Annotated in this window: 9 protein-coding genes; 3 read left to right on the top strand and 6 right to left on the bottom strand. The window is 71.2% G+C overall.

Annotation, left to right across the window (positions count from 1 at the left end; translation table 11 throughout):
* Nucleotides 1-4: 4 nt before the first annotated feature.
* Together ORI60_RS30875 and ORI60_RS30870 are read right to left on the bottom strand one after the other, a co-directional pair.
* A complete protein-coding gene (locus ORI60_RS30875; protein ID WP_266041520.1) occupies nucleotides 5-1,696 on the bottom strand; it encodes an HEXXH motif domain-containing protein in 1,692 nt (563 codons plus the stop codon).
* Nucleotides 1,690-1,932, bottom strand: coding sequence for a hypothetical protein (locus ORI60_RS30870; protein WP_266041519.1), 243 nt, complete (start codon nucleotides 1,930-1,932; stop codon nucleotides 1,690-1,692). The genes ORI60_RS30875 and ORI60_RS30870 overlap by 7 nt, the downstream gene beginning before the upstream one ends.
* A 371-nt stretch (nucleotides 1,933-2,303) precedes the next feature.
* On the opposite strand from ORI60_RS30870, the gene ORI60_RS30865 reads away from it, so the two are divergent.
* From ORI60_RS30865 to ORI60_RS30855, 3 genes are read left to right on the top strand one after another with little or no spacing between them, the layout of a single operon-like run.
* On the top strand, nucleotides 2,304-2,798 hold the full coding sequence (locus ORI60_RS30865) for a hypothetical protein (protein WP_266041518.1): 495 nt from the start codon (nucleotides 2,304-2,306) through the stop codon (nucleotides 2,796-2,798).
* The gene (locus ORI60_RS30860) at nucleotides 2,795-3,784 is read left to right on the top strand and encodes a hypothetical protein (RefSeq protein WP_266041517.1); all 990 of its coding nucleotides are present in this window, start codon (nucleotides 2,795-2,797) and stop codon (nucleotides 3,782-3,784) included. Before ORI60_RS30865 ends, ORI60_RS30860 begins: the two co-directional genes overlap by 4 nt.
* A gap of 37 nt (nucleotides 3,785-3,821) precedes the next feature.
* Nucleotides 3,822-5,207: a toll/interleukin-1 receptor domain-containing protein gene (locus ORI60_RS30855; protein ID WP_266041516.1), complete on the top strand. Its 1,386-nt coding sequence runs from the start codon at nucleotides 3,822-3,824 to the stop codon at nucleotides 5,205-5,207.
* Nucleotides 5,208-5,216: 9 nt separating this feature from the next.
* Here the strand turns inward: ORI60_RS30855 and ORI60_RS30850 are convergent, their stop codons facing one another.
* The 4 genes from ORI60_RS30850 to ORI60_RS30835 are packed head-to-tail and all read right to left on the bottom strand — an operon-like array spanning nucleotide 5,217 to nucleotide 12,122.
* Nucleotides 5,217-7,790: a PKD domain-containing protein gene (locus ORI60_RS30850; protein WP_266041515.1), complete on the bottom strand. Its 2,574-nt coding sequence runs from the start codon at nucleotides 7,788-7,790 to the stop codon at nucleotides 5,217-5,219.
* Nucleotides 7,787-10,003: a DUF3488 and transglutaminase-like domain-containing protein gene (locus tag ORI60_RS30845; protein WP_266041514.1), complete on the bottom strand. Its 2,217-nt coding sequence runs from the start codon at nucleotides 10,001-10,003 to the stop codon at nucleotides 7,787-7,789. The genes ORI60_RS30850 and ORI60_RS30845 overlap by 4 nt, the downstream gene beginning before the upstream one ends.
* On the bottom strand, nucleotides 10,000-11,169 hold the full coding sequence (locus ORI60_RS30840) for a DUF58 domain-containing protein (protein WP_266041513.1): 1,170 nt from the start codon (nucleotides 11,167-11,169) through the stop codon (nucleotides 10,000-10,002). Before ORI60_RS30840 ends, ORI60_RS30845 begins: the two co-directional genes overlap by 4 nt.
* Nucleotides 11,166-12,122 carry an AAA family ATPase gene (locus ORI60_RS30835; protein ID WP_266041512.1) on the bottom strand — a complete coding sequence of 319 codons (957 nt, stop codon included), beginning with the start codon at nucleotides 12,120-12,122 and terminating at the stop codon, nucleotides 11,166-11,168. Before ORI60_RS30835 ends, ORI60_RS30840 begins: the two co-directional genes overlap by 4 nt.
* Nucleotide 12,123 lies beyond the last annotated feature (1 nt).

Below are 12,123 nucleotides of genomic sequence, written 5' to 3'. Positions count from 1 at the left end.
GCGATCAGCGCCCGACCCACGCGGCGATCGCGCGTGGGTCGGGGAACTCACCGGTACGCCGGGCGACCTCCGCATGCACCGCCATGACGACCTCCGGCGCCCGCAACACGGTTCGCGCCGCCGGATCCGCGAGCCCGAGCCCGATCCACGCGGCCGCGTCGTCCGGCCGGATTCCGATGTCCGCCAGGTAGAGGCGAGTCGCGCCCTCCTGATCGCCTGCGACGTGCAGCAGGTCGGCGTCAGTCGCGGCGGGCACCTGGGCGTTCTCGAGGGTGTGGAACCGCCGCCGTCGGAGTTCGATGCGCGGCAGCGGTGGCGCCGGGCCCGGCGACAGCGTCGAGGGCGGTAGCTCTCCGGGCGGTCGCTGATGCCCGGCGAGGAACAGATCCGCAAGGTGGCTCACGCCGGCGGGATCAGGCGTGAGATGCCGGGCACGCCAGGTCGCGCGGTGGTCCAGGGCAGCGAGGCGCGCCGCGAGTCCGGCCGCGGCACAGACCTTGATCCGGTTCCACGGCTTCAGCCGTGCCGCCATGATCGTGGCGAACCGGCGGCCGAGAGGGGTGAGCTCACGGCGACCGCGCAGAAACCTGGTCGCGTGGGTGGTCTGCCCGCACCAGTAGGCGAACTCGAAGTCCGCACGGCCGGACGGGGCTGCCAGACGATGTGCTCGCCAGAAGTCCGTCACACCGAGAAAGGCGTACGCGCCCTGGTAGAGCCCGCTCAAGGGGCGGGGGTCTTCGCGCCACGGCGCGTAGCAATAGGCGTTTCCGCTTGCCGTGTAAAGAGGTTCCATCGTCATCAGCGCGGCGAGCTTGGTGTGCTGCACCTCGTGGGCGAGTGTCTCGGCGAACGCGGTGGAGTCCGGGGGCTCCGACAGCAGCACGGCACCGTACGCATCCGCGGACGAGCCGCTGTAGGGCGTGCCGTCGTTCGCCGGCGCGACTGGCACGACCGTGGTCACCATCGCGGTGAGGGCACTCACGTACTCCTTGCCGAGCAGGACCCGTGCCTCGTCGAGTCCTCGTGCCCACCGCTCGATCTCGATGTCCGTCAGCCTGAGCGGGGGAACCTTGGCGCGGTAGTCGCGGTGCGGCTCGACATCGTCCAGCAGAGGCCGGAAGTCACCTGAGACCACCCGGTGGACCGGTGACCAGTTCTCGTCCTCCGGTACTCGAACCGCGTGTTCACCGCAGAACAAGGAAAGCCGGCCCGCGTGCGCCTCTGCTCTCGCGACGGCCCAATGAGATGACACCGGCACCGCGGCGATGCCCAGCGACGGGAGGGAGATCACGCCCCGGCTCACAGGAACGTCCAGTGAGAAGTCGATGTCGCACAGGTGAGCCGCCGCCGCTGCCACGCACCTCAGATGGCCGACTTCCACCCACAGGGGCTCTGCGGACTTCATCGTCCCGCGCAGCCTCCGCAGAACGTCCGTGAGCCACGCGCCGACCTGTGGCAGCATCAGGACCTGACGTACCAGACCGGGAGATTTCCTCTGGGCCAGGACGAGCAGGTCCCACGCCTCGTCGATCTCGAGCAGGAGTGAACGACCCGCGACCTCGTCCAGCAACGCGCGCAAGGCGACGAGCCGCGCACTGAACTGACCGTCGTTCAGCCGAGCTAGAACCGCGTCATCGCCGCCGCCCCGTGCGAGCTGGTCGACCGACTGGAGCGGCAGCCGGTGGGAGGTCAGCACTTGATCAGCGGTACCAGCTCTCGGTCGGTCCTCCGCTCCGGCAACAGGCCTCCGTCGCACTTGTCCTCGTCAGCGGAGTTGCTCATCCGCGCCGCGCGGGCGCCCGGATCAGCGACGTCGAGCAGCACCGCGCGTACCGACGCGGCAACCGACTCGTCGGTCGTGTGCCGCAGTTCGTCGAGGGAAATGCCTGTCAGGTCGACGAGTGCGCAGTTCACCTCTGGAGCCTCTTCCACGGGTTCCCTCCCGACTACCGACCGTGACACCGATGTCACTTGCATCATGCCCAATCGCCCTGGTGTATGGGAGATCCTTTCGCGTACATGGGTGCTGCTCCATCTGCGCCACCACGGGGAATTTCGGCACCATGGGTGATGTTCGGTCACTCCATGATCTCATGACCAGCGGAAATCCTTGTAGAAGGCCAAAGTGGACAATTCATGGACACGGATTCCCGTCACAGCGGAATATCACGGTGTCTTGCCCGCCGGATCCGTTGTGCGCCAGGTGGTTTTCCGGCTGTGGCGGGGGGCCGTCGTCGGGGTCGCGGCGTGACCGTGTTCGTTCGGGGTGTAACGCTCCGGCGGGGCGGCAGGATGAGACTTCCATGGGTTTGGTCACCTTCGAGGGCCGGGACGTCGGCTTCACCGACGCCCTGTCCCGTGTCGCCGAGCAACTGAAACCACTCGGCGCCGCCGGCCGCTGCGTCGCCGAGACGTACGCGCTGGCCACCGAGATCCGCGAGGTGCGCGCGGCGAAGGCGGTGGACGACAGGGACGTCCGGCTGGCGGTGCTGGACCAGCGCCGCCGGGAGTCCACCGCCACGCTGCGCGGCATGCAGAAGGAGCTCGGCAGGGCGGGGAAGAGCGCGGCGGCGCTGCGGGAGTGCATGGTCAACATGCAGCGCGCGACCGTCAAGCCGGGACTGGAGCTCGCGGAGCGCCGTGCCTACATCGACCTGACGCAGCACTTCACCACCATGCTCGTGCAGCACCACTCCGAACTCACCGGCGGCGTTGCGAACGTCATCGACAAGGTGCTCAACGGATCGGGCGCGACCGCTCTCGCACCCGCCCGCCGCAAGCCGCGCCGCGCCCGGTGAGCCGCAACCAGCGCAGCGGTTGCGGCTGCGTGTTCGCGTTCCTCGCCCTGTTCCTCGTGATGCCGCTGGCGCTCGTGCTGGTGTCACCGGCGATCGCGGCGCGCATCGTCGTCGACGGCCGGCCCGAACACGCCGTGTACCTGCAGGAGTGGCTGTGGGGCTCGGCCGTGGCGGTGCCGCTGGCCGCGCTGGCGGTCCGGATCGTGCTGAGCCGCGGCGGCCGGCTGCGCCGCTCGCCACCGGTGCGCCGCTGGTCCGGGTACCTGCTGCGCGGCCTCGGGCTGCTCGCCGCCACGAACGCCTTCGTGTTCCTGCGCAAGGAGCCCTCCCTCCTCGGTGAGCACGTCATCGACGACGGCACGTCGCTCTTCGGCAGCGCCGCGCTGATCGGCCTCGTCGTCCTGGTCGCCATGCGGCTCTGGGACGGCCGCGCCCGCAGGGTCACCGTCGCGGAGGTGCGCGCGGCGGCCGCCGAGGCCGACCAGGCGGTGCGGCGCGTCCGCGCCCAGAACGACCGGGTGCGCCGCCAGGCCCAGCAGGTGCGGGCACGCGTGGAGAAGCTCCAGCGCGCGGAGCGTCCCGGTGTCGAGTTCCACTCCCTGCGCGTGTTCCACCGCGAGTCCTACCAGTGCGCCGACACCGCCCACATCGCCTACCACTCCGCGCAGACCTCGTTGCGCACGATGGCGGGTCTCGTCCGCCACGCCCGCCGCGCGCCTTACCAGTTGACCGTGAGCAGCCGGGCCCGCGCCGAGATGAGGGCCGCCGCGGCCCACCTGGCCCGCTCCCAGGGCGAGCTGCGGTCCCACGTGGACGAGGGCCTGGACATGGTCCGCACGTTGAACGCCAACACCTCCGAGCTCAAGCACGAGATCCGCGACCACTGCGGCCGCCAGGGCCGCGAGTGGTTCGAGGCGCTGGAGGAACGCGTCGAACAGGCCCGCGAAGAGCGCCGGGTGGCAAATCGCTTTGGAGGCGGTCAGTAATCTCCTCGTCACGGCCTCACGTGAGAGGGTTAGGGCGATGCCTGGCGTGTTCGTCAACTACCGCACCGGTGACGGTGAATGGGCTGCTGCCCTGGTCAAGCGGGAGTTGAGCGCGCGCTTCGGAGCCGGCCAGGTCTTCTACGCGAGCCAGTCGATCCGCCTCGGCGAGGACTTCTCCCGCGAGATCCTGAGCGGCCTGCGCCGGTGCGAGGTGCTCCTGGCCCTCATCGGCCCCCGCTGGGTGAACGCCGTCGACCGCGAGGGCGTCCGCCGCCTCGGCAAGTCCGACGACTGGGTGCGCCGCGAGATCCTCGAGGCCTTCGACTGCGGCCTGCGCGTGATCCCGGTCCTCATGGACGGCATCGACCCGCTGCGCGAGGCCGACCTGCCCGACGCGTTGAAGCGCGTGGCCCGCTGCCAGTACCTGCGCATCCACCACCGCAGCGACGACCTGGACCTGCCCCGCCTGGTCGACGAGCTGGTCGAGCTGGTCCCGGAGCTCGTCGCACCACGCCCGTCGTCCGCCCCGCGCCCCGCCCGCCCGGCCGAGGGCGAGCTGCGCAGCCCGATCACCGAGTTCCGCCAGGCCCTGTCCGAACCGCTCGGCCAGTCGGTGTACGAACGCGTCCAGTCGGCGGCCACGGCGGCGCTCGAACTGCTCACGGAGGCGCGGTACCCCACGTCCGGCCACCTCGACGACAGCGACCTGCCGGCCGAGCTGGAGAAGCGGCTCACCGGCTACGAGCACGACCTGGCACCGTTGCTGCGCCTCGTCGCCATCGGCGTGCGGTCCGGAGACCGCCGGCACGACGAGGTGTGGACAGGCCTGGTCGAACGCTTCCTGCGTCCACGCCCGCGCCACCACGGAGCGAACGACGCGTGGGTCAACGCAACGGCTTATCCGGCGTTGCTGCTGACCTGCGTGATCGGCGTGGCCGCCGTGGCGGCGGGCAGGGACGAGCTCCTGCACCGCCTGCTGTGCCAGACGTCGGCCACCTCCGTTGACGGCCGCACGACGCCCGTGCTGCGGGAGTTGGCGCTGCGCAACGTGGTCGACCCGCGGCACGCGGCAGCGCTCCCCACGTGGGGCGGCGCGCCGCCCCACCAAGCGCTGAGCGTGCAACTGAGGCAGGTGCTCAGCCGCGTGTTCTTCAACGTCGTGGACGGCCCGGCGTTCGAGTGGGCGTTCGCGGACTACGAGTTCCTGCGCAGCCTGCTGGAACTGCACGACGCCCCGTTCTCGTCGCTGGGGGAGTTCGCGGTGCGCCTCGACCACGACGACTCGGTCGTCTACCAGCGCAACGCCGCGCGGCTGGACGCCGAGTCGGCGCTGCTGCGCGCCGGTGCGTTCGGGGGAGAGACCGCCAACGTGGCCGCAGCCTGGCGTGAACTGCGCCAGGCCACCCGTGCCCGCTACTCGTAACCGCACAGGTCAGTCGATCTCGTCCAGCAGGACCAGGTTGAACCCCTCGCCCGCCGCCACTGCCCTCACCCCGCGGTTGTACTCGGGCGGCGGCGGGGGCTCGAAGTCGTACCCGAGGCCCCATCCGAGCATCGTGGCGTTCTCCTTCAGCGCCAGGACGTGCTGCCGACCCCAGTTCAGCGAGACGACACCGCTCTTGGCTTCCTCGGGCACGAAGTAGAGGGAGGTCATGGGGAAGCCCCGACTGGTGACCGAGCCGTTCTCCCCCAACACCAGGGTGACGGCGTCCGACCAGCCGGCTGAGCGCACTCCGCCGTCCACCCGGCCGCCCGCGTCTTCCCCGAAGGGCCAGACGATGATGGAGCCGTCCGCCTTCCAGGCCGTGAACTTCAGGTTTCCGACCTCGATCCCGATCACACCCTTGGTGGCCGCTTCGGGCACCGGTTGCACTTCGGAGCCGTTGCCCCACACGATGACGCGGCCGTCGTCCTTCAACGCCATGCTGTCCATCGAGCCTGCGGAGATGGCGACGACGTTGCGCCGTGCCTCGTCCGGTACGTCCTGCTCCCCGTTGTCCGTCCTGCCCCACTGGATGACGGAGCCGTCGGCCTTGAGCGCGAGACTGTGATGTCCCCCGGCGGAAATTGCGATCACACCGCTCAACGCTTGGGGCGGGACCTGCAACTGGCCGAACTGGTCGTCGCCCCAGGCGATCACACGGCCGTCCGACTTCAACGCCACGATGTGGCTCTCCGCCGCGTCGATCGCGATCACACCGCTCTCCGCCTCCCGAGGAGGGGCCAGGTTCAAGCGTTCGGTCTCGCGGCCCCAGACCTTGACGGCGCCCCGTCCCACGCTGAACTGCCGGGAGGACTGAGCGGTCCGGGTTCCCTTGATGATCGTGAGTGTGACGACGTAGTGGCCTGCCGTGGTGAACGCGTGGGCGAACTCGGCCGTCCGCGCGGTCACTTCGGGTACCGGCCGGCCGGACCTGGTGACGGTCCACTCCCAGCGGTCCGGATCGCGGGTGGTGTCGGCGCTGAAGCGCACCGACTCACCGACCACCGGTTTCGCTCGCCGGATGTCGAGAGAGGTGATGGCCGGCGGGGCGTCCGGCGGGTCCACGACCACCCTCGTCTCCGCCTCGGCACGCTTGCCCGTGCTGAACGTGGCGGTCGCGCGGACGGTGAAGGTGCCCGGCTCGGTCCACCTGTGCCGGACCGACGAGCCGGATCCGTCGGCTCCGTCGCCGAACGACCACCGGACCGCGGCCTCGACGGCGGGTCGCAGCACGAAGGTCAGCTCGAACTCGTCGCCGACCGCACCGCGATTGCCGGGCGTGACCAGGATGGACGCCGCGGGCCCGGCGATCCCCTCGCCGGGATCGCCGGTCAGGCCGGGTAGTCCGAGCCCGGGGTCCGGCTTCTGCCGGCCGGTCTTCTTCACGTCGTCCGACGGTTTGCTCTCGGGCACCAGGGGGAGAGCGGGCGTGGCGGGGTCGTCGGCGTACTTGGTGATCGTGCGCACGCCGCCCCACAGGTCGAGCACGCCGGCTTTGTCGCTCTCCGGGTCGTTGAAGAACACGATGTCGTCGCGGGTGATCAGCTCGAACGGAGCCGGCCGGTCGAACAGCCTGCGCTGGGCCACCACCCGTGATGTGCCGAGGTCGACGATCGTCGCCTGCCCGGTCGAGTGGTCGGGTACCACCGCGTGGTCGTCGGCCTCGACCAGGGCGCCGAGGTCGGCACCCGCGGCGGCGACTTTCACGGGCTCGGTGCAGGAACCGACGTCGAAGGTGCACGTGATCAGCTCGCCGCGAGAGGGAACCACGATCAGCACCCTGGCGAGGCCGGGGGAGCCGCTGACGACCACGTCGTCGTCGGGACGGAGTTCCGGTCGCAGTGATCGGCTGACGCCTCCGCTCTCAGGGTGGATCAGCTGGACCGTGCCGTGCTCGGGGTCCACCAGCACGGGCCGGCCCGTGGTGATCGCGAGTCTGCCGTTGCCGGTGTCCGCGGTACGCACTCGCCGCTTGCCCCCGCTCAGCCAGACCACGTCGCCGGTCGCGTCGTCGATCGCCCACACCCGGCCTTCGCCGTCGACGACGCCGCTGCCCGGCCGGATCCTGTCGGCCAGCTGCTCGGGTTCGCCGGTCGGCGCCAGCGTCACGGGGTCGACCACCGTGGTCATTCCACTGTGGACGTCGATCACCCGCGGCGCGTCCGGAGAGGGCAGCACGACCAGTCCGTCGCTCGCGGGCAGAACGGACACCGGCGGTGAGACGTCTTCGGTGGCGCTGTCGACGCGGCGCAGCGCACCGGTCCTCTCGTTCAGGACCAGGGCGGCGTCGCCCTGCTGGGTGACGTTCAGCGCCGTGCTCGGACCATCGACCGTCACCTGGGCCTTCACCTCGGCGGAGGCGCCGTCCACGAGCGTCGCCTGGCCGACCCGTTCGGACGCCAGCCACACCGCCCCGGAGTACATCCGTGCCTGGGAGGTCTCGTACCCGGGACCTCCCACCACGATCGCGCCGGTGAGCGCGGCGACGACGGCGAGCATGACGCGGACGTGTCTCGACTTCACCGGTATCGCCCCATTTCCAGTCTTTCGCCTGCCCGTCGCCTGCGCCGCACGACGCTCCACGAGGTCCACAGCGGACGCGGATCGACCGCCGCGCGAACCCTTGCGGCGGACAGGCGTCGCGGGTGGAGCCCTGCGTTCAACCGCGCCTCGTGCTCCCAGGCCTGATCGGACTCCGGCCTGCCGATGAGCTCCGGCGCGTAGATCGCCGTGGTCGCCAGCTGAGCGGTGGCGGCGATCGGGTTCGCCACGTCGCCGAGGGTGCTCCGCGCGTGCAGTGCCACCTCGTGGAACGTGAGCGAGACCGGTGGTGAGACGCCACGTTCGGCCAGCCGGTCGAGCTGTTCTTGCCACGCTCCGAGAATGCGCGCCGTGTCGTCCGCGCCGCGGCGCCTTCGCCTGCGGCGGTCGGCTTTGCCGAGCGCGATCAGCCCGCCGGTGAGCAGCAGGAGCAGAACCGCCACCGGCACGAGGACCAGGGTGCCGTTCAGGACGTCGCTCCAGCGCAGCGCCCACGCCTCCGGCGCGAGGGTGGACTCCGCTTCCGCCTGTGGCGCGGGCTCCGGGGTTCCGGTCGGCGGGGCGACCTGCGGCGGAACCACGCGGGGCGGTTCCTGCGGTGGGGGCGGTGTGCTCGCGGAGCCGCCACCGGCCGGGTTGAACGCGACCCAGCCGAGTCGGGCGAAGTGCACCTCGGCCCAGGCGTGGGCATCCGCTGTGGTGACGTGGAAGACGCCGTGCTGGGGGGCACGCAGGCGGTAGCCGACCGCGACCCTGACCGGGAACCCCCACATCCTGGCGATCACCGCGAACGCGGCGGTGTACTGCTCCGCGTACCCGCCGGCTCCTGCCACCAGGGCACGGTTGATGGCGGCGTACGAGTGCCCCGGTGGCCGGTCCAGCTGGTAGTGCAGACCTCGCAGTTCGGTCTCGAGGTAGCGCAGCTGGAGGTGAGGGGCGTCCGGGTGGTTCTCGCGGCCCTTCTCCGCCAGCGAGCGCAGCGAATCGGGAATGCCGCCGGGAAGCGGAGCCGAGTGGTCCAGAGTCGGCGTCGGCGTGGACCGGCCCGGTTCGTCGAGCCCGCGGTTGGTCTCGGCCGTGATGTCGTAGGTGAAGCCCGGTGAGGTCGAACCGGTGCGCACCACCACGCCCGAGTCCGGGGCGAAACCGACCTTCGCGCCGGTCCCGGCGCGCACGTCCAGCCGCGACGGCCAGCCGGCGACGGGGAGGTACGGACCGGTGAGCTCCTGCAACTCGATCCGCATCTTCACCTGGCTGCGGTTCGTCATGCCAGGATCGACGGTGAGGTGGCTCCCGGCCACGCGGTAGGTGTCGTCCGCGGTCCAGGTCGTGCCGTCGAACCGGTCGAGAGCGGCGGTGCGGACCCTGTCCAGCTTCCCGGCGGTCGCGAGATCCGTCCGCACGGTGAACAACGGGCGCGGCGGGTTCTCGTTGAGCTGCTTCTTCAGCTCTGCCAACGGGGTCAGCGTGTCGGTGCCGAGGACCGGTGGGGCGAGCACGTCCCGCGGGTCGAAGCGGTGATCGCCGGACGCGAAGGGCAGCACCTGCCCGCCCGCCACACCGGACAAAGCACTGGCGGCGACCATCGCGGTCACGAGGGCGAGGGCGACCACCGGCCTGCCTGACGGGCGCCCGGCAGGCACCGCACTGCCGCGATGGGTGCGGACCGCGACCAGGAGCAGTGCGGCGAGCAGGAACACGACAGTGGCGGCCAGGTGGCCGCCTGCCTGGTTGCCGACGACCAGGAGAGCGAACAGGAAGCCGGCCAGTGGTGGGGCCAGCGGTGCCAGCGGGTGACGAGTTCGCAGGACGAGCAGGACCGACGAGAACGCCGCAGCCCACGTCACGAGCGCCGGTGCCGCCAGCAGTTCGGGCCAGCTGTCTGCGGGAGCGGTCACGGTCAGCAGGCGGTTCCAGCTACCGCGCGTCCCGCTGAACACGGCGGACGCGGCACCGCCGAACACCCCGTAGACCATGACGAGAACCAGTCCCACGGCTCCCAGTACCGCTGTCACCCACGTGCGCCGGTGGCCTGCTGCGGCCGTCAGCGCGCCGGTGAGGCACGCCAGCGCGAGCACCGGGAGGTAACCGCTGGTGGCGAAGAACCCTTGGTACACGAGCGTTCCCGCCGCGGTGGCCACCACGGCGAGCACCACCTCGGCCGCGCTGCCCGACGTGAGACTCCGCCAGTTCATCGCAGCACCAGCCGGTTCCAGTTCGTGGCGAACCGCTCGCTGGTCGCCGCGGTGACCGCGAGCACCCCTCGTGGCCTGGCCGGCGCCGCGGTGTCCGGCGGGACGAGCTGGGCCAGGCTGACCGAGAGGAACCGGGGACGCAACGACATCAGCAGCTGGGCCGCCTCGGCGTCGGTGCGACCGGTGACGACGACCAGGGCGACGCCCTGCGTGCCGGAGACCACGTCCCGCACCAGGTCAGGCAGTGCGGCGAGCCCCCGGTCGGCGCTGCTCCGCTGCACGGCGGACAGCAGCTCCAGCGCGGTACCGCTCGACTCCCGCTCCGCCCCGCCGGTGCTGCGCAGGTGCAGCGGCAGGCCCGATCCCTCGGCGGCGACGCAGAACGACGCGGCGACGCGGACCGCGTCCTCGAAGAGCGTTCCGGGATAGGGCGCGGAGCTGGTGTCCAGCACGATCAGCTGGCGCGGCTCGTCGGGCACCACCACGTGGCGTGCCATGACGGTGCCGGTCCTGGCCGTCGCGCCCCAGTGGATGCGCCGCCAGTCGTCGCCGGGCACGTACTCCCGCAGGCTGTGGAACGCCGCCCCGCCCAGCGGGGCGTTGCTGGTCGTGTGGCCTTCTGCGTCCTGTGCTCCGCCGAGCGTGTTCACGGCCAGCAGGTGCACGCGCGGGTAGACGTGCAGGACGAGCTCGCCCCCGGCCGCGCGGCCGCGCTGCAACAGGCGCATCGGGTCGGAGTGGCCCAGCCGCACGGGTGGGATGACGTAGCGTCCGCGCCGCCCGACCGGAAGCGGGTAGCTGACCGTGCAGCTGTGGCCCGCGGCCAGCGCGGGCACGGTGACGGTCGTGCGCTCTTTCCCGAGCGTCTCGGTGATCACGAGTGGAGGGCTTCCGCGCTTGCCCACGTTCGTCACGGTCAGCGTGCCTTGGGCGGCGCTGCCCTCGAACACGCGGCGCGGCCGGATCTCCCGCACGACCGTCAGCTTGGGTGTTGCCAGCAGCCAGAAGGCGGCGACCAGCAGGGCGCCCGCCGCGGCCAGGCCGAGTGTCACCAGTTCCGGGTAGTCGGCCCATGTGCCGGCGGCGACCAGGCACACGGCCGCGACCGCCATCCAGGCGCCGGTCGAGGTCAGCCCGGTTCTGCTGAGCCGGGAAGCGGTGCTCATCGGCCCGCCGGCACCGGCGCGGTCGCCAGGACGTCCCGGAGCACCGACTCCGAGGTGCGTTGCTGGATGCGGGCTTCCGGGGTGAGGAGCAGGCGGTGGTTCAGCACGGGCACCGCCACGGCCTTCACGTCGTCCGCCGTCACGTAGGGACGGCCCGCGGCCAGCGCGTAGGCCTGGGCCGCGGTGATCATGGCTATGCCGCCGCGCGGGCTCACGCCCAGCTCGACGTCCGGGTGTACGCGGGTGGCGCGGACCAGGCGGGCCACGTACTCGCGGAGGTCGTCGGCCACGCGCTGCTCGCGGACGGCGCGGATCATCAGGCGGAGGTCGTCCAGTTCCATCACGGACTTGAGCTCGTCCGGGCGGCGGCGGGTGACGCCGTAGGACAGGATGCTGACCTCGTCGGCCAGGTTCTCGGGGTAGCCGATGCTGATGCGCATCATGAACCTGTCCAGCTGCGCTTCCGGCAGGGCGTAGGTGCCCTGGTGCTCGACCGGGTTCTGGGTGGCGATGCACAGGAACGGGTAGGGCACCGGGATCGGGCGGCCGTCGACGGTCACCTGGCCCTCGGCCATGACCTCCAGCAGTGCCGACTGGGTCTTGGGGGAGGCGCGGTTGATCTCGTCGCCCAGCAGGATGTGGGTGAAGACGGGGCCCTGGCGGAACTCGAAGCGCGAGCGGCCCTGGTCGTAGACCTGCACGCCGGTCACGTCGGACGGGAGCAGGTCGGGGGTGAACTGGATCCGCTTCACCTCCGCGCCCGCGACCGAACGCGCGATCGCCTTGGCGAGCGAGGTCTTCGCCACGCCCGGTACGTCCTCGATCAGCAGGTGTCCCTCGGCGAGCAGGCACACGAGCGCGAGCCTGACCACCTCCGGCTTGCCGCGGATGAAGTCCTCGACGTTCGCGGCCAGCGCCTCGAACCTGCGCTGGAAAATCGCCGCATCGGACACT

It is taken from the genome of Lentzea sp. NEAU-D7, from assembly GCF_026242055.1.
In the GTDB taxonomy this organism is placed as follows: domain Bacteria; phylum Actinomycetota; class Actinomycetes; order Mycobacteriales; family Pseudonocardiaceae; genus Lentzea.
This window is presented reverse-complemented; position numbering and strand designations above follow the sequence as displayed.